Raw genomic sequence first — 22,502 nt, 5'->3', positions numbered from 1 at the left:
GCCGGAGGAACATGAACGGCATAAAGATCACCGATGCGGAATTTGCCGTTCAGGGACGCACGATCCTGCACGGCATAAACCTGCATCTGACCGAACAGCGGATCGCCATTCTGGGCCGGAACGGCTCTGGCAAGACAACACTGCTGCGGCTGATGGCAGGGCTGATCGCACCTACTGCGGGCAAGGTCACCGTCGATGGCATCGACCCCGAGAACCGCCGCAAGATCCTGCCCCACATCGGAATCCTGTTTCAGAACCCCGAACACCAGATCATCTTCCCCACGGTAGAGGAGGAGCTGGCCTTCGGCTTGCGGCAGATGGGGCAAAGCACCGCCGAGGCAAATCGTGCCGCCCTTGCCATGCTGCAGCAAGAGGGGCGGTCCGATTGGGCAGGCAGGCTGGTCCACACCCTGTCGCAGGGGCAGAAACAATTGCTGTGCCTGATGGCCGTCACGATGATGGCCCCGCGAACATTGCTTCTGGACGAACCTTTTGCCGCGCTGGACCTGCCCACCCGCCTGCGCCTGCAACGGCGTCTGGCCACCCTGCCGCAGCGGCTGATCACGATTACCCATGATCCAGCTTCGGCCCAGGGGTGCGCCCGCGTCTTATGGCTGGAGGACGGGCAGATCCACGACGACGGCCCGCCCGAACGTGTGGTCCCTGCCTTCACCCGCGCCATGGAACAGATCGCCGAAAGGGAAGATCCGTGATTTCCCTGACCTATCCGCTGCCCACCCCCCTGCACGGCTTTCGCGCGGGGCCGAAGCTGTTGGCCCTGATGGGGCTGACGGCGGTCGTGCTGGTCATGGACCGTGCGGGGCCGCTGGCGCTGATGCTGCTGGCCGTCGGCACAGCCTATGCCTCAGGGGGGCGCGCATTCACCATTGCCGGGGTACGGGTGCTGCGGCCCCTTTGGCCGCTGATCGTTGTGGTTTGCCTGTGGCACCTGTGGCTGGGGGCACCGCGCGAAGGGCTGGTCATGGCCCTGCGGCTGACGGTGGCCATGGCGGCGGCCAATCTGGTCACCATGACAACGCGGCTGGATGCATTGATTGCCGTGCTGACGCGGGTCACCTTTCCCCTGCGCCATATCGGCATTCCGCCCCATGCGCTTGCGTTGGCGGTGGCGTTGACACTGCGGACGGTACCCGTCCTTGCCCTGCGTTATGCCCGCGCGGGCGATGCGTGGCGGGCACGGTCCCCCCGTCGTGCCGGATGGCGCACGGTCAACCCTACCCTGCTGGCTGTTCTGGATGAATCCGAGCATGTTGCAGATGCCTTGCGCGCGCGCGGCGGTCTGTCATAAGCGTGATCTTACCGGAGGAGAAACCATGGAACGCAACGTTACTCTGATTGCCCTGTTTGCCGCCTTGATCGCTGCACTCAGCACTGTCCCGCAGATCCATTTGCCACTGGGCATTCCGATCACGGCTCAGAGCCTCGGGATCATGTTGTGCGGAACCGTTCTGGGTGCCCGTCGCGGCGCGCTGGCCGTGCTGCTGTATCTGGCCGTGGCCGCAATGGGCCTGCCGATTCTTGCCGGTGGCCGGGGCGGACTGGCTCCCTTCGTCGGCCCGAGCGCGGGCTTCCTTCTGGGCTTTCCGGTTGCGGCCTTCGTGATCGGGGCCATCATGCGCGCATGGAAGGGGCAGGTTCTGCTGGTATCAGCCTTTGCTGGCGTTATCGGCGGGATCGTCGTGCTTTATGCCTGCGGAATTTTCGGCCTGTGGCTCTATTCCCCCGAAGAAACCGCGATGGCGACGATTGCCGCCTCCATGGCTGTCTTCTTGCCCGGTGATCTGATCAAGGTCGGTCTGGCCGCGTTGATCACCCAAAGCCTTGCGCGGGCGCGTCCGCACGTCCTGCTTTCCCGCAACTGAAGACGGCAGTTCCCCGCCCACAAAATTAATTGCATTACGCGCGCCCTCTCCACCCGCTACACTCAGGAAAAAACGAGGGCAGATTTTATGGGCAGGAAATTTCTGGCAGTGGCATCACTGCTGTTTCTGGCATCATGCGCGGGGAACGTCTCGCAACCAAGCAATACAGACAACGCCTGCAGCATCCTGAGCGAACGTCGCGACTACGCCCATGCCATGGAGGCATCCGAACGGAAATGGGGGGTGCCGATCTACGTCCAGATGGCCGTGATCTATCAGGAATCCGCCTTTGTCGGGGATGCCCGCCCGCCCCGTAAATGGTTTCTGGGCATCTTTCCCGCCGGGCGTGTCAGCTCGTCCTATGGCTACACGCAGGCGCTGGACGGTACGTGGGAAGAGTATCAGGCCAAAGAAGGCGGAAGCTGGTCGCGGCGTGACCGTATCTATGCATCGGCCGATTTCGTCGGCTGGTACGCGGATGGCACGACACGCGCGCTTGGCATTTCCAAAACCGACGTGAAGAACCAGTATCTTGCATATCATGAGGGGCGCACCGGCTACAGCCGGGGCACCTATCGCAACAAGGCATGGTTGATAAACGTGGCCCAGCGGGTGGCAGCGCGGGCAGACCGCTACCGCACCCAACTGGCCAGCTGCCGCTGATTACTCGGCGGCGCGGATGCGCTGCAACAGGGGCATGACATCGCCCATGTCGGGGCCATGCGCCTGCCCCGTCAGGGCCTTGCGCAGGGGCATGAACAGGCCCTTGCCCTTGCGGCCCGTTGCTTCCTTCACCTTTGCCGTCCACTCGGACCATGTGGCCGATGTATGGGGCGCAGGAGGCAGCAGGGTCAGCGCCTCGGCCACGAACTCCGCATCCTCGGGGTCGATCAGCGGCTCGGCGCCATCACGAAACAGTACCCACCACCCCTCCAGATCATCCAGAACGGTGATGTTGTCCTTCGCCACGCGCCAGAAGCCTTCGGCCAGATGGTCCGGCACACCAAGCGCTGCGATCCGCGCGGCTACGGCATCGAACGGACGCCCCTGCACCCATTGCTTGGTCAGCGGGAACAGATCCTCGGCGTCGAACTTGGTCGGTGCGGCCCCGAAGCTGCCAATGTCGAACCCGTCCATCAGCTCTGTCAGATCCTCGACCACCTCAATCGGCTTGGACGATCCCAGCCGGGCCATCAACGACAACAGCGCCATCGGCTCCACGCCCCGCGCCCGCAGATCACGCAAGGACAGCACGCCGAAACGCTTGGACAGCGCCTCGCCCTGCGGGCCGGTCAGCAGCGAGTGGTGCGCAAAATCGGGAACCTTGCCGCCCATCGCCTCCATGATCTGGATCTGCGTGGCGGTATTGGTCACATGGTCCGCACCGCGCACAATAAAGCTGACGCCCATGTCGATGTCATCGACCGAAGAGGCGAAGGTATAAAGCACCTGCCCGTCCTGCCGGATCAGGACCGGGTCCGAAACGCTGGCCGCATCAATGGAGATGTCGCCAAGGATGCCGTCTTTCCATTCGATACGCTGCTGGTCCAGCTGGAAACGCCAATAGCCCCCACGCTCTGCCCGCAGGCGATCCGCCTCCTTGGGCGAAAGGGCCAGCGCCGCACGGTCATAGACCGGCGGACGGCCCATGTTCAGCTGTTTCTTGCGCTTCAGGTCCAGTTCGGTGGGCGTTTCGAAGCATTCGTAGAACTTCCCCTTTTCGCGCAGGTCGGCGGCAGCCTCGGCATAACGCTCAAGACGCAGGGACTGGCGTTCCTCGACATCCCATGTCAGGCCCAGCCATTCCAGATCTTCTTTGAGCGCGTCCACATACTCCTGCTTGGACCTTTCCTGGTCGGTATCGTCCAGTCGCAGAATGAACTTGCCGCCCGCCTTACGGGCGATCATCCAGTTCATCAGCGCGGTACGCAGGTTGCCCACATGGATATAACCTGTGGGGGAAGGGGCAAAACGGGTGACGACGGGCATCAGGAAAACCTCCGGTTCTGTGGCGAACCTGTTTCATGAAAGCAGCACCTTGTCCATATCGTGTGGCCCGGCATTGCAAGGCACGGGGTGCCGGATATACTCCTGCAAAAGAACAAGAGAGAGCAGCATGCAACCCACAGAATGGCGCGCACATATCCTGTCGCAGCCCGAACTTGTGCTTGAAGACGCAGATGTGATGCGCGCCCTGATCGCCGCAGGTGATGCACAGCGTGGCCATAATGTCATCGATCTGCGGGGCGCCGCGATGCAGCGGCTGACGTCGGAACTGGACACGCTGCAAGACACCCACCGCCATGTGATCGCGGCCGCCTATGAAAACGTGGCAGGCACGGCCCAGATCCACAGGGCCATTCTGCAACTGCTGGACCCGCCATCCTTTCCCGCGCTGCTGACCACGCTGGAACATGACATGGCGCAGACCCTGCGGGTCGACAGCCTGCGTCTTGTACTGGAAACCAGCGAGGATGAGCCTGATCCTGCGCTGGACAAATTCGACAATGTGCTGTGCACCGCCCCCGCCGGCTTCATTGCCGATTACGCGGGTCGGGAGGGGCCGGTCATCCTGCGTCCTGCATCCGGCGGGGTCGAAACGATCTATGGTGACCGCACTCGCTGGATCAAATCCGAGGCGCTGCTGCTTCTGGATCTGGGTCAGGGCCGCCTGCCGGGTATGCTTGCCCTCGGGGCCGCGGACGAAGGGCAGTTCCATTCCGGACAGGGGTCGGAGCTGCTGACGTTCTTCACCGGCGTTTTCCAGCGTGTGATGCGCCGCTGGCTGTCATGACCCTTGCCATACCGCCGGCTGCCCGCGATGCTCTGACACGCTGGCTGTCGCATCTGTCCGCAATCGACAATGCATCTCCGGCAACGGTTACGGCCTATCGCACCGATGTGGCGTGCTGGATGAATTTTCTGGCGCGGCATCGGGCCGAAGGCTACGGGCTGGCGGATCTGGTCACCGTACCGCAGACGGATCTGCGGGCCTTCATGGCGGCCGAGCGTGGCAAGGGACTGGCGTCGCGGTCGCTGGCGCGGCGGTTATCGGCCATCAAATCCTTTACCCACTGGCTGAATGATCGTGAGGGGGGGGATGCAACCGTCATCCTCTCGGCGCGTGCCCCGCGTTACAAACGCTCCCTGCCCCGCCCGATCCCCGAAGCTCCTGCCCGGGCCATGCTGACCGAGGTCGCGGTCCACCCCGAAGCCTGGATCGCCGCCCGCGATCAGGCCGTCATCACCCTTCTGTACGGTTGCGGCCTGCGGATATCCGAAGCACTCGGGCTGACCGCCGAGGCCTCCCCCCTGCCCGATGTGTTGCGGGTAACGGGCAAGGGCGGCAAGGAACGCCTGATCCCCACGCTGCCGGTCGCACAACAGGCGGTGGCGCATTACGTCGCACTCTGCCCCCATGATCTGGCGGGTGGCGTGCTGTTTCGCGGGGCTCGCGGCGGCCCGCTCAACCCGCGGATCGTGGCAAAAACGGTCGAACTCGCACGAGAACGCCTCGGCCTGCCGTCTTCCGCCACGCCGCATGCGTTCCGCCACTCCTTTGCCACGCACTTGCTGGGCAAAGGCGGCGATCTACGTACCATCCAGACATTGCTGGGCCATGGGTCGCTTTCCTCTACCCAGGTCTATACGGGGGTGGATACAGCACGGATCATGGAGGTCTATGCCCGCGCCCACCCACGCGCATAACCGATCCCGGTTATACCACGATTGCCGAAAGGACCGATCCCGCCCATGGATCTTCGACTAAAAGCTTTATCCGTTCACCTGCTGACCGCCACGGGCGCCATCCTGTCGATGCTGGCCATGCTGGCCGCCGTCGAGGAAAAATGGGGCCTGATGTTCTCGTGGCTGGTGGTGGCCCTGATCGTGGACGGTATCGATGGACCGCTGGCCCGCCGCTATGACGTAAAAAAGAACTGGCCCACATATGACGGGGTGATGATGGATATGATCATCGACTACCTGACCTATGTGTTCATCCCGGCCTATGCCCTGTTCAAGTCGGGGCTTCTGGATGGATGGGAAGGGTGGCTCACCCTGCTGGTGATCGTCTATGCCTCGGTCATCTATTTCGTCGATACGCGGATGAAGACGAAGGATAATTCCTTTGCGGGCTTTCCCGGATGCTGGAACATGTACATTCTGGTGGTTTTCGCCGCGCGCCCGCATGAAACCCTGATCCTGATCATGACGCTGATGCTGGCCATCGCGATGTTCACCAACCTCAAGTTCATCCATCCCGTCCGGACCGAACGTTGGCGGGTACTGTCCCTGCCCGTTGCAATCGCATGGATCGTTTTTGCCGGATGGGCGGCCATGGTGTCCTTCGATCCACAAAGTCTGGCACATTGGGGGCTGATCGCCACATCGCTATACCTTCTGCTGGCGGGCATCGCGCAGCAGCTTGTGCCGCAGCGGCGCTGACCCCATCCGCCGGAATGCAAAAAAGGCGCCCTTTGCAGGGCGCCTTTTCCGTTGGCCTTCTGGCACAATCACCCCAGTACGGAGTTGCAGCGGGCACAGGTTGCCGGATGTGCATGGGTTCCGACATCGGGCAGGATCTGCCAGCAACGGGCACATTTCTCACCCTCGGCCTCGTGGAACACGACGGCGACGCCCGGCACCTCGGGCAGAGTGAACGCACCTTCCGGAGCGGTGTCACCGCTTAGCGTCAACGCCGAGGTGATGCACAGTTCGGCAAAATCCACCGACCGGAGCGAGGCCAGCAGGGCCGCATCCGCGACATAAACCGTCGGGGCGGCCTCGAGGCTGGCACCGATGACCTTGGCCGTGCGCTGCACCTCCAGCGCTGCCGTCACCGCGCGGCGGGCCGAACGGATGCCCTGCCATTTCGCCGCCAGATCGGCATCCGCCCAGGCGGCGGGCGTTTCCGGCATGTCCTGCAGGTGCACCGAGGAATCATCCCCCGGATAGCGCGACAGCCACACATCCTCGGTCGTGAACACGAGGATAGGGGCCAGCCATGTCACCAGACGGTGGAACACGATGTCCAGCACGCTGCGCGCAGCCCGGCGGCGCAAGCTGTCGGCGGCATCGCAATACAGCGCATCCTTGCGGATGTCGAAATAGATCGCCGACAGATCGGTGGTGCAGAAGGTGAACAACTTCTGGAACACACCCTGGAAATCGAACGCGGCATAACCGCGACGGACCTCGCCATCCAGCTCCGACAGGCGGTGCAGTACCCAGCGCTCCAGCTCGGGCATTTCGGCAGGTGCCACCCGCTCGATCTCCTCGAACCCCTTCAGCGCGCCCAGAAGGAACCGCAAGGTGTTGCGCAGACGGCGATAGCTGTCGGCGGTGCCCTTCAGGATCTCTTTTCCGATCCGCTGGTCGGCGGTGTAATCGGCCTGCGCCACCCACAACCGCAGGATATCCGCGCCGTATTCCTTGACGATCTTTTCCGGCACCACGGTATTGCCGACCGATTTGGACATTTTCATGCCCTTTTCGTCCAGCGTGAAGCCGTGGGTGACGACGTTGCGATAGGGCGCGCGCCCCATCGTACCGCAGCCCTGCAACAGCGAGGAATGGAACCAGCCACGGTGCTGGTCCGTCCCTTCCATATAGACGTCCGCAATACCGTCCTCGGAGCCATCGGCCCGGTCACGCAATACGAACGCATGGGTGGATCCGGAATCGAACCAGACGTCCAGCACGTCGAACACCTGCTCGTAGCTCTCGGCCAGATCGCCCAGCATCTCGGCCTTGAAGCCGTCCTTGTACCAGACATCGGCACCTTCGGCCTCGAACGCCGCCACGATTCGGGCATTGATGGCCGCATCGCGCAGCAAGAAGTCGTCATCCTCGGGCTTTGCACCCTTCTTGACGAAACAGGTCAGCGGAACGCCCCATGCCCGCTGGCGCGACAGCACCCAGTCCGGGCGCGCCTCGATCATCGAATGCAGACGGTTGCGGCCCGATTGCGGCGTGAATTTCACCAGCCGTTCAATGGAGGCAAGCGCACGTTCCCGGATGGTATTGCCGTAATCGCCCGTGCCGTCGTTCAACGGGCGGTCGATCCCTGCGAACCATTGCGGGGTGTTGCGATAGATGACCGGGGCCTTCGACCGCCACGAGTGCGGATAGGAGTGCTTCAGCTTGCCCTTGGCCAGCAACGCCCCCGCCCCCGCAAGAGCCTTGATGTTGGAAACATTGGCCGGTCCTTCCTTGCCATCGGCAAGAATGATGTGCTGGCCTGCGAACAACGGCAGATCCGCCCGGTAGGATCCGTCCGGCTCCACGTTGTAGGTCATCTTCAGGTTGAACTTGAGGCCGACCTGATAGTCGTCATCACCATGGCTGGGTGCCGTATGGACAAAGCCCGTTCCCGCATCATCGGTCACATGGTCACCCGGCAGCAGCGGAACATCGTAATCCCATTCACCCGCCCCGCCCTCGATACCGGCATAGGGGTGCGCCAGAGTGACGCCTTCCAGCTCGGAGGCAGCCACGTCGCGCAGGCGGGTAAAGCCCTGCACCTTCGCCTGCGCCATCACGGCTTCGGCCAGCGCATCTGCCAGCAGAAGATGTTCCCCCGCCCGGGCCATCGCGTTTTCCGCAACTTCATCCACGCGGTAGAGGCCGTAGGCGACCGTGGGGTTATAGGCCACGGCACGGTTCTGCGGAATGGTCCAGGGCGTCGTGGTCCAGATGACGACGGAGGCATCGCGCAGATCCTCGGCAACATCGCCGGCCACGCTGCCGGACCGGCGCTTGAACCGCACCCAGATCGTATGGCTCGTGTGGTCGTGATATTCCACTTCGGCCTCGGCAAGGGCCGTCTTTTCAACGGGCGACCACATGACAGGCTTCGATCCGCGATACAGCGTGCCGTTCATCAGGAACTTCATGAATTCGTCGGCGATCACCGCTTCGGCATGGAAATCCATGGTCAGATAGGGATCGGCCCAATTCCCGGTAACACCAAGGCGCTTGAACTCCTCGCGTTGGATATCGACCCAGCCCTTGGCAAACGCGCGGCATTCCTGACGGAAATCGACGATATCGACATCGTCCTTGTTCAGACCCTTGGCGCGATACTGCTCCTCGATCTTCCATTCGATCGGCAGGCCGTGGCAATCCCACCCCGGAATATAGCGCGCGTCAAAGCCCATCATCTGGTGGCTGCGCACGATCATGTCCTTGATCGTCTTGTTCAGCGCGTGGCCGATATGCAAATTGCCGTTCGCATAGGGAGGGCCGTCATGCAGGGTAAAGGGCGTGCGCCCCGCCTTTTCACGCAGGCGGTCATAGATCCCGATCCGCGCCCAATGATCCAGCCAGCCCTGTTCACGCGTGGGCAGGCCACCGCGCATCGGGAAGTCTGTTTCGGGCAGGAATACGGTATCGCGGTAGTCGGGGGTCGTATCGGCGCTCATGGAGGCGCTCCTCATCTTCATCAGGGCAGGAAAAGGCCGTGCGGGGTCATCCCGGTACGCTGCGGGCAGTCAGCGCACCGGGCCGCTAATTCGACGAAGGGGGGGTATGGTATGAAACATGGCGCGGGTTATACGATTGACCGCGCCATGGGTCCAGAGCGAGTTGCACTATGCCCCTAAGGGATCAGCCACGTATTTTGCCGCTGATTTCCACCAGCCGGCGTGCCTGATGGCCGATCGCGGCCGTCACATCCGCCGTGAACTCCGCACCTTGGGTATGGGCATAGCCATAGGGATTGCCACCTGCCTTTGCCACCGATTCGTCGGTAAAGCCCGGCGCCACGATGATGCACCCCCAATGCATGAAGGTGGTATAAAGCCCGAGGGTCGTCGCCTCCTGCCCCGCATGGGGGGACTGGGATGATGTCATGACGCTGACGCCCTTGTTCGCCAGCTTGCCCGCAAACCACAATCCGCCCAGCGTATCGATGAAGGCGCGCATCTGGCTGGGGGCACCCCCGAAACGCGTGGGCGCCGAAAAGAGATAGGCATCCGCCCATTCCATATCTTCGGGCGTCGCTACGGGGATATGTGCCGTTTTCTCGACCAGGGCCTTCCAGGCATCCTGACTGTTCACGACGGCTTCGGGCGCGGTTTCCGCCACCTTCAAGAGGCGCACCTCAGCCCCCGCCGCGCGGGCGGCATCGGCTGCAATTTCGGCCATCTGGTAGTTGGTGCCATAGGTCGAATAATAAATCACGGCAAGTTTGGTCATCATCACTCCTTCACAGGTTTTGACAGACAATAGCCTGTCCGGCGGGGCGGGAAATTACGCATGATGCGCCGGATGGCTGTGCATCTGCGCACGAAATCCTTCCACGCTTGCGACAGGCTCGCCGGATTACTAAGGTTCGCGAAACGCGGAGGGATATTGCGATGGTCAAACAACTGTGGATCGGCGGAGCGATCGTGCTGGCAATGGCCGGGGCGGGGCTGGCGCAGGATGGCCGGCAAACCATGCAATATGATGACGGTTCTTCGTACGAGGGGGATTTCCGCAACGGCCTGCAGCATGGCACCGGCACATACCGGATGCCGAACGGCTATGAATACACCGGCAACTGGGTGGATGGCACGATCGAAGGGGCCGGTGTTGCCCGCTATCCCAATGGCTCGGTCTATGAAGGGATGTTCGTGGCCGGACGCCCCGATGGCGAAGGCAAGATCACCTTTGCAGATGGCTCGACCTATGTCGGGGACTGGAAGGAAGGGCAGCGCACCGGACAGGGCGAGGCAACCTATGCCAACGGTTCGCGGTATTCCGGCGGCTTCCTGAACGGCCAACCCAGCGGTGATGGCCAGATCGTGGCGGCGGATGGCTACAAATACGAAGGCCAATGGGCCAACGGGGAAAAGGAAGGCGAAGGTGTAATCACCTATGCCAACGGTTCGGAATATCGCGGAACGCTCGTTGCCGGGAAACCGTCGGGCAAAGGGACCCTGCAGACGGCCGAAGGGCTGACCTATACCGGCGAATGGGTCGAAGGCCGGATCGAAGGATCCGGGACCCTGACCCAGAGCAATGGCGATATCTATGAAGGCGGCTTCATTGCCGGGCGTCGCACCGGCGAGGGCCGCGTGACCTACGCCAGTGGCGAAGTCTATGAGGGCGGCTTTGTCGATGATCAGCGCGAAGGCCATGGCACGCTGACCCGCCCCGACGGATACCGGTACGAGGGCGAATGGAAGGCCGGCCAGATGGAGGGGGCGGGAACCGCAACCTATGCCGATGGTGCGGTCTACGAAGGCGCCTTTGCCGCCGGCCGTCCCGATGGGCAGGGAACGATCACCTATGCCGACAGCTCCACCTATCAGGGCGGCTGGTCCGCTGGCGAGATCGAAGGTCAGGGGCAGGCCCGGCAGGCCGATGGCACGACATATGAAGGTGGCTTCAAGGCAGGCCGCTATCATGGTTCGGGCACGCTGGTCCGCCCCGACGGCTACCGTTACGAAGGCGAATGGGCCGAGGGCGAACGCAACGGACGGGGCACCGCAACCTATGCCGATGGCACGGTCTATGAGGGCAGCTTCGTGAATGGCCAGCGGGAGGGCGAGGGTGAGCTGAGCCGCGCCGACGGCTATGAATACACCGGCAGTTGGGCCGCGGGCGCATTTTCCGGGCAAGGCAGCCTGACATATGCATCGGGTGACAAATACGAAGGCGGTTTCCAGAACAACCTGCCGCATGGGACCGGCACAATGACATATGCTTCCGGCCAGGTGGCCAGCGGCACGTGGGAAGAAGGGCGGCTGGTCGGCCCCGCAAACTGATCTGCGACAATTCGCGCGTTGAACCCGCGGGGGGCGCGGGGCGTTTCTTTCGGTACCCAGCACCCGGAGGACCGTCATGACACGTACCCCGCTTCGCCTCGCCACCACCACAGTTGCCGCACTTCTGCTGCCCTTGCCGTTGATGGCGCAGGATCTGCGCCCTCCGGTCCAGACCGCACCGCCGAATGCAACGGATCAGACCCCGGCGTTTGAGGGGCAGACCCGTGCGAACCAGCCCGCCACGCCAACTGCCGTGACCACTAGCGTGGTGGCCGAGGGGCTGCCGCAGCTATGGGCGATGGAATTCCTGCCGGATGGCCGAATGCTGGTCACCGCCAAAGAGGGCACCATGCATATCCTGACAGATGGCACCCCCGGCCCTGCCATTGCCGGCGTCCCCGAGGTGGATGCCAGCGGCCAGGGCGGCCTTTTGGATGTGGCCCTGGCCAATGATTTCGCAACCAGCGGCACGATCTTCTTCTCCTTTGCCGAACCACGCGCGGATGGCAACGGAACCGCCCTTGCCCGCGCCACACTGGTCGAAGACGGCGATGCCCCCCGGCTGGAAGATGTGGAAGTGATCTTCAGCCAGCGCCCCACCTATGATGGCAACAAGCACTTCGGCTCGCGCATCGTTCAGGATGCGGATGACATCATCTGGCTGACCGTGGGTGAGCGGTCCGACGATGAACCGCGGGTACAGGCTCAGGATCCGGCCAGCCATTTCGGCAAGGTGATCCGGCTGAACGCCGATGGCACCCCTCCCGATGACAACCCGTTCATCGGTATGGAAGGCGCGGCCCCCGAGGTCTGGAGCCTGGGCCACAGGAACGCGCAATCCGCAGCCCTCGGCCCCGATGGTCATGTCTGGGTCATCGAACACGGTCCCAAGGGCGGGGATGAACTGAACCGCCCCGAGGCCGGGCGGAACTATGGCTGGCCCGAGGTGACCTATGGCATCGAATACAGCGGGGACGCGGTGGGCGACGGAATCACCCAGAGCGCGCAAACGCAGCAGCCGCTGTATTACTGGGATCCCGTCATCGCCCCGTCCGGCATGGATTTCTACAGGGGCGACATGTTTCCCGAACTGGATGGCGCGATCCTTGTCGGGGGACTGGTGGTGCAAAGCGTCGTCGTGCTGACGATGGACGGGGAAAGGGTCGCAACCGAGGAACACATCCCGCTGAATGCGCGGGTCCGCGATGTTCGCGTCGGGCCGGAAGGCGCAATCTACGCCATTACCGAGGACCGGGGCGCCGGCACATCCGAGATCGTGCGGATCACACCTTCGGAAGGCTGAAGGATCATGCTTGCCTGCGGCTACGGCTGCGGGCACATCATCCTGTATGATAGAGCATCACATCCTTCGCGACGGACAGCTTCATATCGGCAATGGCGTGCCTTCTTCGTTGCAGGGGGTGCTCTGGGTCGATCTGTGCAACCCGACCACCGAGGAAGAGGGCCGGATCGAAGCCTCGCTTGGCGTCAAGGTGCCCAGCCTCGACGAGATGACGGATATCGAGGATTCGTCGCGCATGTATATCGAGGGGCAGGCCATGGTGATGACCGTGGCTGTGATCGAAGGGGCAACGGCGGGACGCCCCCGCCGCGCCCAGATCACATTCGTGCTTCTTCCTGACCGGCTGATCACCGTGCGCTATGCCAACCCCCTGCCCCTTCGGACCATTGCGCAGCGCGTGGCCCGCCATCCGGGCGAATCCGACACTGCCCCGCGCCTGATGGCCACAATGATCGAGGCAATTGTCGAACGCATCGCCGATGTGCTTGAACGCAGCGCGGCCGATCTGGGAGAGATTTCGGAAGAGGTGTTCTTTGCCCCCGATCAGGCAGCAGGGACCGCGGAACACGACCTGCAAAAACTGCTGCGCCGGCTTGGCCGCATCAACCGGACCCTGTCCATCCTGAGGGAAAGCGTGCTGAGCCTTGGCCGCATGATCCCGTTCCTGCGCGATGCCACCAGCGGCAAAGCCGCCCGGACCGAAGATGAAACCCTGCCCCCTCTCGCCCGCCTGTCGCCCAAGGGCACCGCGCGGCTAAAGGCGATCGAACGGGATCTCGGCTCGCTTTCAGCCTTTCAGGGGCAGGTGGAGCAGGAACTGTCGTTTCTGCATTCCGCAACGATCGGCCTGATCGGGATCGAGCAGAGCCAGATCATCAAGGTTCTGTCCGTGGCCACGGCGCTGTTCCTGCCGCCGACACTGGTCGGAACGATCTACGGCATGAACTTTGCCCATATGCCGGAACTGCAGTGGTTCATCGGCTATCCGCTGGCCTTGGCGGCAATGGCGGTTTCGGCCGTGCTTCCGTATCTATGGTTCCGCCGGAAAAAATGGCTTTAGGACAGCTTTTCTGCCATTTATTAGGGGTTGTCAGCGCGTTAACCGTCCTTATAGTCCGCAATATGGTACGGGAAACACATATCACATCGCAGGGCATCGCCCTGATCCGCCCCCGCGGCCTGCTTCTTCTTAGCTGCCTCTGAGCGTGCCCTAGGGCGCGACCGCTCAGAGGTGACCAGCGCCCGCCCCCAAGCAAACCGCAAAGAAGAAGCACATGGCACAAGACAAAGTATTCATTTTCGACACAACCCTGCGTGACGGCGAGCAATCGCCCGGCGCGACGATGACCCACACCGAAAAGCTGGAGATCGCCTCCATGCTGGACGAAATGGGCGTGGACATCATCGAAGCCGGTTTTCCCATCGCGTCCGAAGGGGATTTCGAGGCGGTAAGCGCCATCGCCAAGGCATCCCGCAATTCCGTGATCTGCGGTCTGTCACGCGCCAATTTCCGTGATATCGACCGCGCGTGGGAGGCCGTTAAACATGCCGCCCGCCCGCGGATCCATACCTTTATCGGCACATCGCCCCTGCACCGGGCCATTCCCAATTTGGACATGGACCAGATGGCCGAACGCATCCACGACACCGTCACGCATGCGCGCAATCTGTGCGGCGATGTGCAATGGTCCCCCATGGATGCCACGCGGACCGAGCATGATTACCTGTGCCGCGTGATCGAAATCGCGATCAAGGCCGGCGCCACGACGATCAACATTCCTGATACGGTGGGTTACACCGCCCCACGCGAATCCGCCGACCTGATCCGCATGCTGCTGGAACGCGTACCCGGCGCGGATGAGATCATTTTCGCAACGCACTGCCATAACGATCTGGGCATGGCGACGGCAAACTCGCTGGCCGCGGTGGAGGCTGGCGCCCGCCAGATCGAATGCACGATCAACGGGCTGGGCGAACGCGCAGGCAATACCGCGCTGGAAGAAGTCGTGATGGCCATGAAGGTCCGCAACGACATCATGCCCTATACGACCGGCATCGATTCCACCAAGCTGACGGCGATCAGCCGCAAGGTGGCGACCGTGTCCGGCTTTGCCGTGCAGTTCAACAAGGCCATCGTGGGCAAGAACGCCTTTGCACATGAATCCGGCATCCATCAGGACGGCATGCTGAAGAATGCCGAGACCTTCGAAATCATGCGTCCGACCGATGTGGGCCTGTCGGAAACCAGCCTCGTTCTGGGCAAACACTCGGGCCGTGCGGCCCTGCGCTCCAAGCTGAAGGATCTGGGCTTCGATGTGGCCGACAACCAGCTGGCCGATGTTTTCGTGCGGTTCAAAACGCTCGCCGACCGCAAGAAAGAGGTCTACGACGAGGATCTGCTGGCTCTGATGCAGGATGTCGATACGACAGCGGCCTATGACAAGCTGGTGATCCGCCGCCTGCGTGTGGTGTGCGGGACCGATGGCCCCCAGGAGGCACAGCTGACCCTGTCGATCGACGGCACCGACCATATGGCCGAGGCCACCGGCGACGGCCCCGTGGATGCGGCCTTCAACGCCATCAATTCGCTGGTCGAGCACAAGGCGCGTCTGGCGCTGTATCAGGTGCATGCGATCACCGAAGGTACGGATGCGCAGGCCACCGTCAGCGTCCGGCTGGAAGAGGACGGCAAGATCGCCACCGGACAGGCTGCCGATACCGATACCGTGGTCGCCTCGGCCCGCGCCTATGTGAACGCGCTGAACCGTCTGATCCTGCGCCGCGAGAAGAACGCGCCGGATCACGACAAGAAGGCCGTGAACTACCGCGACGCCAGCTGAACTCACATAATTGTGCGGGGGCAATCGGCCTGTCCCCGCGCAAGACCCCGCGCATTCTGCGGATTGATGCTTTATTGCCGTTAACCCGCACTTTCCCTTCGAATCCGGCCTTTCTATAAGAGGCCGCGCGTCCTCCATCGAATCGGGGGGCAATCAGCGGCACGGGACAGGGACGGACCAGAATGGCATTCGCGGGTATCTTTTCGTCGGACATGGCTATCGACCTCGGCACGGCGAATACACTCGTCTATGTCAAAGGGCGCGGGATCATTTTGAATGAACCCTCGGTGGTGGCCTATCATGTGAAAGACGGCAAACGGCAGGTTCTGGCCGTAGGTGAGGATGCAAAGCTGATGCTGGGCCGGACACCGGGCAGCATCGAGGCAATCCGCCCGCTGCGCGACGGCGTCATCGCCGATTTCGACACCGCCGAGGAAATGATCAAGCATTTCATCCGCAAGGTGCACAAGCGTACGACCTTCTCGAAGCCCAAGATCATCGTCTGCGTTCCCTATGGGGCGACGCCGGTTGAAAAGCGGGCCATCCGCCAATCCGTCCTTTCGGCCGGCGCACGCCGCGCGGGCCTGATCGCGGAACCGATCGCGGCGGCCATCGGTGCCGGCCTGCCCATCACCGAGCCGACCGGCAACATGGTGGTGGATATCGGGGGCGGCACCACAGAGGTGGCTGTCCTGTCCTTGGGCGATATCGTCTATGCCCGCTCCATCCGTGTGGGTGGTGACCGGATGGATGAGGCGATCGTATCCTACCTGCGCCGCCAGCAGAACCTGCTGATCGGTGAGGCGACCGCCGAACGCATCAAGACCTCCATCGGGACCGCGCGCATGCCCGACGACGGACGCGGCACCTCGATGCTGATCCGTGGGCGTGACCTGCTGAACGGCGTCCCCAAGGAGGTGGAGATCAATCAGGCACAGGTCGCCGAGGCATTGGCCGAGCCCGTGCAATCCATTTGCGATGCCGTGATGCAGGCACTGGAAACGACACCGCCCGATCTGGCCGCCGATATCGTGGACCGGGGCGTGATGCTGACCGGCGGCGGTGCATTGCTTGGCGATCTGGATCTGGCGCTGCGCGAACAGACCGGCCTTTCGATTTCGGTCGCGAACGAGCCGCTGAACTGCGTTGCCCTGGGCACCGGCAAGGCGCTGGAATACCAGAAGCAGCTGCGCCACGTTATCGATTACGACACCTGATCTACCCTGAGAGGCCATAGTGGCACGCGACCGCAACGGACCGGACCAGTTTACCCGCCCCCTGCGCCGCTTGCTGGCAGCAGGCGTGATTCTGGTGCTCATGGCGATCTTCCTGATCTGGCGGATCGACAGCGTCAGGGTCGAACAATTGCGCGCTGCGATGATGGACCGCTTTGTGCCCAGCTTCGGCTGGGCCATGGCCCCCGTCACCAAGGCTGCCGATATGATCGACAACGCCCAATCCTATGTTCGCATCTACGAACAGAACCAGGATCTGCGGCGCGAACTGCAGCAGATGCGGGCGTGGAAAGAGGCGGCAATGCAGCTGGCGCAGCAGAATGCCAAGCTGCTGGGGCTGAACCAGGTCCGGCTGGACCCGCAGCTGACCCATGTGACCGGCGTCGTTCTGGCCGACAGCGGATCGCCATTTCGCCAATCCGTGCTTTTGAACGTGGGCCGGCGCGACGGCATCCGCACGGGCTGGGCCACGATGGACGGCGTGGGTCTTGTGGGCCGCATCGCAGGAGTGGGTGAAGAGACCAGCCGTGTCATTCTGCTGAGCGATTCCAACAGCCGCATTCCCGTCATCGTGCAGCCATCGGGTCAGCGTGCCATCCTGACCGGTGACAACACCATGATGCCTACACTGGAGTTTCTGGACAAGCCGGACCTGATCCGCCCCGGTGACCGGGTCGTCACCTCAGGTGACGGCGCCGTGTTTCCCGCCGACCTGCTGGTGGGCGAGGTCGCCCAGAGCCCCGATCGCCGCCTGCGGGTGCGGCTGGCGGCCGATTACGGACGGTTGGAGTATCTGCGCGTCCTGCGGGCCACCGAGCGGCCGGTTCCCACCGATCCGGGCGATCTGATCACCCCGGCCTTGCCGCCCTCCCCCGAGATTCCGCCCCTGCCCTCACAGGCCCCGGAATGAGCCAGGCCTTGCGGGCGCGGCGCTGGATCTACCGCGCAGCCTATGTCGTTCTGGCGCTGGTCATCGTGCTGTTGCACCTGATGCCCCTTGGAGGGCAGGCAGGGGATTGGCCCGGCCCGGATGTGCTGCTGTGCATCACCCTGGCCTGGACGTTGCGCCGGCCGCAGGCCATGGCCCTCTGGCTGATCGTGATCGTCCTGTTCGCCGAAGACCTGCTGCTGATGCGCCCCCCCGGCCTGTGGACCGCCGTGGTCATTGCCGGAACGGAATTCCTGCGCACACGCATGGCATTCACACGAGAGTTGAACCTTTTCAGCGAATGGCTGATGATGGCCGGACTGATCGTGACCATGAAGCTTGTTTACCGTTTCGTGTTCGGCATAGCCCTTCTGCCGCAGGTGCCTTTGGGGTATTCCATGATCGAAGCCCTGGCCACGATCTTGTGCTATCCTGTGGTCGTGCTGGCATCGGCCATCATCATGGGGCTGCATAAGCCCGCCACCGGCGAAATCGACGCCTATGGGAGACGGATGTGAGACGGATCGTCCATCGTGACCGCGACGAAAGCACACGCAAGATCACGCGCCGCGCCCTGTTCATGGGCGGTGCGATGTCGGCTGTGGTGGCGGTACTGGGCGCGCGCCTGCGGTACATGCAGGTGGATGAGGCTGATCAGTATCGCACATTGGCCGAAGAGAACCGCATCTCCATCCGGCTGATTCCCCCGAACCGGGGCCAGATATTCGATCGGAACGGGCGGCTGATCGCGGGGAACGAACAGAACTACCGCGTCACGATCACCCGCGAGGATGCTGGCGATGTGCCCGAGATCCTGCACCGCCTACAGCGTGTCATACCCCTGACCGATGCGGAACTGGCCCGTACCGCCGAAGAAGTCCGCAAACGGTCCGCCTTCGTGTCCGTGGTCGTGGCCGACCGCATTTCCTGGGATGAAATGTCACGCGTGGCGGTCAACGCCCCGTCCCTGCCCGGTGTCACGCCCGAGGTGGGACTGTCGCGCATCTATCCGCTGGATACCGACTTTGCCCATATCGTGGGTTATGTCGGCCCCGTTTCCGAACGCGACCTTGCCGCCCAGAAAAACCCTGATCCGCTGCTTCAGATTCCGCAATTCCAGATCGGCAAGATCGGGGTCGAAACGTGGATGGAAGACGAGCTGCGCGGCCAGGCCGGCAGCAAACGGATCGAGGTGAATGCGGTCGGGCGCGTCATGCGGGAGCTGGACCGTGTCGAGGGCCAGCCCGGCGCCGACCTGCATCTGACGATCGATGCAGAGGTACAGAATTTCGCGCAGGCCCGGCTGGGCGGCGAAAGTGCATCCGTCGTCGCCATCGATGTGAATACCGGTGATATCCTCGCCGCCGCTTCGGCCCCCAGCTTCGATCCGAACCTGTTCGTCCGCGGCATTTCCTATACCGATTATGCCAAGCTGACCGAAAACGACCATCGCCCCCTGTCGAACAAGGCGGTTCAGGGCACATATCCGCCCGGATCGACCTTCAAGATCATCACCGCTCTTGCCGCCCTAGAGGCAGGGGTGATCGACAGCGAATCCACCGTCTATTGCCCCGGATATTACGAGATCGGCGGACGGCGTTTCCACTGCTGGTCCCGCTGGGGGCATGGCCACATGAACCTTGACGGGGCCATGGGCAAAAGCTGCGACGTTTATTTCTACGATGTCTCGCAGCGTGTCGGGATCGACAAGATTGCCGAGATGGGCCGCCGGATGGGCCTTGGCCAGCGGCATGATCTGCCCATGTCGGCCATTGCCGAAGGTGTGATGCCCGACAAGGACTGGAAGCGCCGCAGCTATGATCAGGAATGGCGGATCGGCGATACGATCAACGCCTCGATCGGACAGGGCTATGTTCTGGCCTCACCGTTGCAGCTTGCGCTCATGACGGCGCGGCTTGCCTCGGGCCGTGCGGTTACCCCGCGTCTCGTGAAATCGATCGGGGGTGTGGAAGATACCCCGCCCGAGCCGCCCATGATGGATGTGAACCCGGCCCTGCTACGGATGGTGCGTCATGGCATGTACACAGTGTCGAACAAGCTGGGAATGACAGGCTACAACAGCCGCATCGTGGATCCGGCAATGACGATGGCGGGGAAATCCGGCACATCGCAGGTGCGGAACATCAGCGCCGCCGAACGGGCCCGTGGTGTGATCGGCAACGATGATCTGCCCTGGAACCGGCGGGACCATGCCCTGTTCGTGGGCTTTGCCCCCTATGATGCCCCGAAGGTGGCGGTGGCCTGCGTCGTCGAACATGGCGGCGGCGGATCCACGGTGGCCGCTCCGATCGTGCGGGATCTTCTGCTGCGCATCCTGACGGGAAAGATGCCACCGCTTGCCGCCTATCCCGAAAGCCAGCGCGCGCGCATCCAGACCGCCCTTTCCGAAATGAGCCTGCGTGATTTCAGCGCGCTGGCCTCCGCAACCGGTGTACAGGGCCGCGCATGAGCTTTCTCGAATACCGCATCCAGACTGTCCCCACCGGGTTACGCAAGGCGCTTTATCTGAACTGGCCCCTGGTACTGCTGCTGACCTCGGTCTGCGCTGTGGGCTGGCTGATGCTGTATTCGGTGGCGGGCGGGGATATCACCGTCTGGGCCGAACCGCAGATGAAGCGCTTCGTGGCCGGCCTGTCCATCATGCTGGTGATGGCGTTCATTCCCATCTGGTTCTGGCGCAATATTTCGGGCGTCATCTATCTGGGGGCGGTCGGGCTTCTGGTGGCCGTGGATGTGATGGGCCATGTGGGCATGGGCGCGCAGCGCTGGCTGAACCTGGGGTTCATCATGCTGCAACCGTCCGAGGTGATGAAGATCGCCCTCGTGATGATGTTGGCCGCCTATTATGACTGGCTCCCCCCGAATAAGGTGTCCCATCCGCTTTGGGTGGCCGTACCGCTGGTCCTGATCCTGCTGCCGGTTTTTCTTGTGATGGTGCAACCGGATCTGGGCACCGCGATCCTGCTGATGGGCGGCGGGGCCGTGGTGATGTTCTGCGCCGGTGTCAGCCTGTGGTATTTCGCAGTGGTACTGGGCGCGGGCGTAGGCCTTGTAACCGTGGTGCTGGCAAGCCGCGGGAAAAGCTGGCAGTTGCTGCGCGATTACCAGTTCAAACGGATCGACACCTTTCTGGACCCGTCCACCGATCCACTGGGGGCCGGCTATCACATCACGCAGGCCAAGATCGCGCTCGGCTCGGGCGGCTGGACGGGGCGCGGCTTCATGCAGGGTACGCAAAGCCGGCTCAACTTCCTGCCCGAAAAACATACCGATTTCATCTTTACCGTCATCGCCGAAGAACTGGGCTTCATCGGGGCCTGTTCCCTGCTGATCCTCTATGTGCTGATCATCGCGTTCTGCATTGCATCGGCGGTGCAGATGAAGGACCGGTTTGCCGCCCTTGTGACCTTGGGCATTGCCGCCAGCTTCTTCTTCCTGTTCGCCGTGAACATGCTGATGGTGATGGGCCTTGCGCCGGTTGTGGGTGTTCCGCTGCCATTGGTCAGCTATGGTGGATCGGCAATGATGGTCTTGCTGACCGCATTCGGAATCGTGCAAAGCGCGCATGTCCACCGCGCAAGGGACAGATAGATGACCGTCGTATTCTTTGCCGCAGGGCCCCGCGCGTGGGAACAATACCGGGACTGTCTACCCGAGGCGCTGGCGGCCGCGGGCGTGGACGCGCGGATCGTGACCGAGGTCGAGGCTGCGGATCGGGCGGCGGTGGATTACATCGTCTTTGCCCCCGGGGGCGTGATCGAGGATTTCGGCCGCTATCCCAACGCCAAGGCCGTGCTGAACCTGTGGGCGGGCGTCGAGCGGCTGGTCGGCAATGATACCCTGACCCAACCGCTGTGCCGCATGGTCGATCCCAGCCTGACCGAAGGCATGGTCGAATGGGCCACAGGGCATGTCCTGCGCCATCACCTTGGCATGGATCGATATATCACAGCGGATGCACCGCATTGGGATCAGGCATTCGCACCACTGGCACGCGAACGGCGTGTCACGATTCTGGGAACGGGCGCATTGGGGGCGGCCTGCGGCCAGGCCCTTGCCCGGCTGAACTTTCCGGTAACGGGATGGAGCAGGACCGCCAAACAGATCGAGGGGCTGACCTGTGTTACCTCCTTGGAACAGGCGCTGGACGGGGCCGAAATTGTCGTGGCCCTGCTTCCCGATACGCCCGATACGACCAATTTGCTGGATGCACCGGCCTTGGCACGGCTGGCTTCGGGGGCGGTGGTGATCAATCCGGGCCGTGGTCCGCTGATCGATGACGAGGCGCTGCTGGATGCATTGGACAGCGGCCGGATCAGCCATGCCACGCTGGATGTCTTCCGGACCGAACCCCTGCCCCCCGAACATGCGTTCTGGGCCCATCCGCGCATTACCGTCACGCCGCATGTGGCGGCAGCCACCCGCCCCCGGACGGCCTCCGTGCAGGTTGCCGAGAATATCCGCAGGGGTGAGGCCGGTTTGCCGTTCATCAACCTTGTTGACCGGACGCGGGGCTACTGACACATGGGCAGCTTGT

At 62.8% G+C, this 22,502-nt stretch carries 20 protein-coding genes; 17 read left to right on the top strand and 3 right to left on the bottom strand.

Features of this window, described 5'->3' with window-relative positions:
- Positions 1 to 11: 11 nt before the first annotated feature.
- The 4 genes from TR36_RS09490 to TR36_RS09475 all read left to right on the top strand — a co-directional run bounded on the left by TR36_RS09490 (position 12) and on the right by TR36_RS09475 (position 2,546).
- The gene (locus tag TR36_RS09490) at positions 12 to 713 is read left to right on the top strand and encodes an energy-coupling factor ABC transporter ATP-binding protein (protein WP_045391383.1); all 702 of its coding nucleotides are present in this window, start codon (positions 12 to 14) and stop codon (positions 711 to 713) included.
- Positions 710 to 1,309, top strand: coding sequence for an energy-coupling factor transporter transmembrane component T (locus tag TR36_RS09485; protein WP_062763087.1), 600 nt, complete (start codon positions 710 to 712; stop codon positions 1,307 to 1,309). The genes TR36_RS09490 and TR36_RS09485 overlap by 4 nt, the downstream gene beginning before the upstream one ends.
- Before the next feature lie 25 nt (positions 1,310 to 1,334).
- Positions 1,335 to 1,883 (top strand): biotin transporter BioY, encoded by a 549-nt coding sequence (locus TR36_RS09480; protein ID WP_045391385.1) that lies wholly within the window; start codon positions 1,335 to 1,337, stop codon positions 1,881 to 1,883.
- Between the two features lie 87 nt (positions 1,884 to 1,970).
- Entirely contained in the window at positions 1,971 to 2,546 is a 576-nt protein-coding gene (locus TR36_RS09475) for a hypothetical protein (protein ID WP_062763084.1), read from the top strand.
- On the opposite strand, the gene gltX is transcribed toward TR36_RS09475, so the two are convergent.
- Positions 2,547 to 3,872, bottom strand: a complete 1,326-nt coding sequence (gltX, locus tag TR36_RS09470) for a glutamate--tRNA ligase (protein ID WP_062763082.1) — start codon at positions 3,870 to 3,872, stop codon at positions 2,547 to 2,549.
- 127 nt (positions 3,873 to 3,999) lie between these two features.
- Here gltX and TR36_RS09465 point away from each other — a divergent pair, with 127 nt between their 5' ends.
- From TR36_RS09465 to TR36_RS09455, 3 genes are read left to right on the top strand one after another with little or no spacing between them, the layout of a single operon-like run.
- The gene (locus tag TR36_RS09465; RefSeq protein ID WP_045391391.1) at positions 4,000 to 4,677 is read left to right on the top strand and encodes a DUF484 family protein; all 678 of its coding nucleotides are present in this window, start codon (positions 4,000 to 4,002) and stop codon (positions 4,675 to 4,677) included.
- Positions 4,674 to 5,591, top strand: a complete 918-nt coding sequence (locus TR36_RS09460; RefSeq protein WP_062763079.1) for a tyrosine recombinase XerC — start codon at positions 4,674 to 4,676, stop codon at positions 5,589 to 5,591. Before TR36_RS09465 ends, TR36_RS09460 begins: the two co-directional genes overlap by 4 nt.
- Before the next feature lie 45 nt (positions 5,592 to 5,636).
- A complete protein-coding gene (locus tag TR36_RS09455; RefSeq protein WP_045391395.1) occupies positions 5,637 to 6,329 on the top strand; it encodes a phosphatidylcholine/phosphatidylserine synthase in 693 nt (230 codons plus the stop codon).
- A gap of 68 nt (positions 6,330 to 6,397) precedes the next feature.
- Here TR36_RS09455 and ileS read toward each other — a convergent pair whose 3' ends face one another.
- Both ileS and wrbA read right to left on the bottom strand, forming a co-directional pair.
- Positions 6,398 to 9,307 carry an isoleucine--tRNA ligase gene (ileS, locus tag TR36_RS09450; RefSeq protein ID WP_045391397.1) on the bottom strand — a complete coding sequence of 970 codons (2,910 nt, stop codon included), beginning with the start codon at positions 9,305 to 9,307 and terminating at the stop codon, positions 6,398 to 6,400.
- A gap of 184 nt (positions 9,308 to 9,491) precedes the next feature.
- Positions 9,492 to 10,085, bottom strand: coding sequence for an NAD(P)H:quinone oxidoreductase type IV (wrbA, locus tag TR36_RS09445; RefSeq protein WP_045391400.1), 594 nt, complete (start codon positions 10,083 to 10,085; stop codon positions 9,492 to 9,494).
- Positions 10,086 to 10,243: 158 nt separating this feature from the next.
- Between wrbA and TR36_RS09440 the strand changes: the two genes are divergently transcribed.
- The 10 genes from TR36_RS09440 (at position 10,244) to TR36_RS09395 (ending at position 22,486) form a co-directional block, all read left to right on the top strand.
- A complete protein-coding gene (locus tag TR36_RS09440) occupies positions 10,244 to 11,638 on the top strand; it encodes an MORN repeat-containing protein (protein WP_062763077.1) in 1,395 nt (464 codons plus the stop codon).
- 76 nt (positions 11,639 to 11,714) lie between these two features.
- Positions 11,715 to 12,941 (top strand): PQQ-dependent sugar dehydrogenase, encoded by a 1,227-nt coding sequence (locus TR36_RS09435; RefSeq protein ID WP_045391404.1) that lies wholly within the window; start codon positions 11,715 to 11,717, stop codon positions 12,939 to 12,941.
- Between the two features lie 10 nt (positions 12,942 to 12,951).
- Positions 12,952 to 14,001: a magnesium transporter CorA family protein gene (locus TR36_RS09430; RefSeq protein WP_052362617.1), complete on the top strand. Its 1,050-nt coding sequence runs from the start codon at positions 12,952 to 12,954 to the stop codon at positions 13,999 to 14,001.
- A gap of 214 nt (positions 14,002 to 14,215) precedes the next feature.
- The gene (locus TR36_RS09425) at positions 14,216 to 15,781 is read left to right on the top strand and encodes a 2-isopropylmalate synthase (RefSeq protein ID WP_062763074.1); all 1,566 of its coding nucleotides are present in this window, start codon (positions 14,216 to 14,218) and stop codon (positions 15,779 to 15,781) included.
- Positions 15,782 to 15,963: 182 nt separating this feature from the next.
- On the top strand, positions 15,964 to 16,998 hold the full coding sequence (locus tag TR36_RS09420; protein ID WP_045391408.1) for a rod shape-determining protein: 1,035 nt from the start codon (positions 15,964 to 15,966) through the stop codon (positions 16,996 to 16,998).
- A gap of 19 nt (positions 16,999 to 17,017) precedes the next feature.
- The gene (gene mreC, locus TR36_RS09415; RefSeq protein WP_062763072.1) at positions 17,018 to 17,926 is read left to right on the top strand and encodes a rod shape-determining protein MreC; all 909 of its coding nucleotides are present in this window, start codon (positions 17,018 to 17,020) and stop codon (positions 17,924 to 17,926) included.
- The gene (locus tag TR36_RS09410) at positions 17,923 to 18,462 is read left to right on the top strand and encodes a hypothetical protein (protein WP_062763069.1); all 540 of its coding nucleotides are present in this window, start codon (positions 17,923 to 17,925) and stop codon (positions 18,460 to 18,462) included. The genes mreC and TR36_RS09410 overlap by 4 nt, the downstream gene beginning before the upstream one ends.
- Positions 18,459 to 20,414, top strand: a complete 1,956-nt coding sequence (gene mrdA / locus TR36_RS09405; RefSeq protein ID WP_045391416.1) for a penicillin-binding protein 2 — start codon at positions 18,459 to 18,461, stop codon at positions 20,412 to 20,414. The genes TR36_RS09410 and mrdA overlap by 4 nt, the downstream gene beginning before the upstream one ends.
- Positions 20,411 to 21,556: a rod shape-determining protein RodA gene (rodA, locus tag TR36_RS09400; RefSeq protein WP_045391418.1), complete on the top strand. Its 1,146-nt coding sequence runs from the start codon at positions 20,411 to 20,413 to the stop codon at positions 21,554 to 21,556. Before mrdA ends, rodA begins: the two co-directional genes overlap by 4 nt.
- Positions 21,557 to 22,486: a glyoxylate/hydroxypyruvate reductase A gene (locus TR36_RS09395; RefSeq protein WP_045391421.1), complete on the top strand. Its 930-nt coding sequence runs from the start codon at positions 21,557 to 21,559 to the stop codon at positions 22,484 to 22,486.
- The last annotated feature ends 16 nt before the right edge of the window (positions 22,487 to 22,502 follow it).

It is taken from the genome of Falsirhodobacter sp. alg1, assembly GCF_000739715.2.
Classification (GTDB): domain Bacteria; phylum Pseudomonadota; class Alphaproteobacteria; order Rhodobacterales; family Rhodobacteraceae; genus Falsirhodobacter.
This window is presented reverse-complemented; position numbering and strand designations above follow the sequence as displayed.

What these genes read in the sequence shown, in the direction of transcription:
- TR36_RS09490 (WP_045391383.1), top strand. Translation starts at nt 12, where the DNA reads ATGAACGGCATAAAGATCACCGATGCGGAATTTGCCGTTCAGGGACGC.
- TR36_RS09480 (WP_045391385.1), top strand. Translation starts at nt 1,335, where the DNA reads ATGGAACGCAACGTTACTCTGATTGCCCTGTTTGCCGCCTTGATCGCT.
- TR36_RS09475 (WP_062763084.1), top strand. Translation starts at nt 1,971, where the DNA reads ATGGGCAGGAAATTTCTGGCAGTGGCATCACTGCTGTTTCTGGCATCA.
- gltX (WP_062763082.1), bottom strand. Translation starts at nt 3,872, where the DNA reads ATGCCCGTCGTCACCCGTTTTGCCCCTTCCCCCACAGGTTATATCCAT.
- TR36_RS09465 (WP_045391391.1), top strand. Translation starts at nt 4,000, where the DNA reads ATGCAACCCACAGAATGGCGCGCACATATCCTGTCGCAGCCCGAACTT.
- TR36_RS09460 (WP_062763079.1), top strand. Translation starts at nt 4,674, where the DNA reads ATGACCCTTGCCATACCGCCGGCTGCCCGCGATGCTCTGACACGCTGG.
- TR36_RS09455 (WP_045391395.1), top strand. Translation starts at nt 5,637, where the DNA reads ATGGATCTTCGACTAAAAGCTTTATCCGTTCACCTGCTGACCGCCACG.
- ileS (WP_045391397.1), bottom strand. Translation starts at nt 9,307, where the DNA reads ATGAGCGCCGATACGACCCCCGACTACCGCGATACCGTATTCCTGCCC.
- wrbA (WP_045391400.1), bottom strand. Translation starts at nt 10,085, where the DNA reads ATGATGACCAAACTTGCCGTGATTTATTATTCGACCTATGGCACCAAC.
- TR36_RS09440 (WP_062763077.1), top strand. Translation starts at nt 10,244, where the DNA reads ATGGTCAAACAACTGTGGATCGGCGGAGCGATCGTGCTGGCAATGGCC.
- TR36_RS09435 (WP_045391404.1), top strand. Translation starts at nt 11,715, where the DNA reads ATGACACGTACCCCGCTTCGCCTCGCCACCACCACAGTTGCCGCACTT.
- TR36_RS09425 (WP_062763074.1), top strand. Translation starts at nt 14,216, where the DNA reads ATGGCACAAGACAAAGTATTCATTTTCGACACAACCCTGCGTGACGGC.
- TR36_RS09420 (WP_045391408.1), top strand. Translation starts at nt 15,964, where the DNA reads ATGGCATTCGCGGGTATCTTTTCGTCGGACATGGCTATCGACCTCGGC.
- TR36_RS09410 (WP_062763069.1), top strand. Translation starts at nt 17,923, where the DNA reads ATGAGCCAGGCCTTGCGGGCGCGGCGCTGGATCTACCGCGCAGCCTAT.
- rodA (WP_045391418.1), top strand. Translation starts at nt 20,411, where the DNA reads ATGAGCTTTCTCGAATACCGCATCCAGACTGTCCCCACCGGGTTACGC.
- TR36_RS09395 (WP_045391421.1), top strand. Translation starts at nt 21,557, where the DNA reads ATGACCGTCGTATTCTTTGCCGCAGGGCCCCGCGCGTGGGAACAATAC.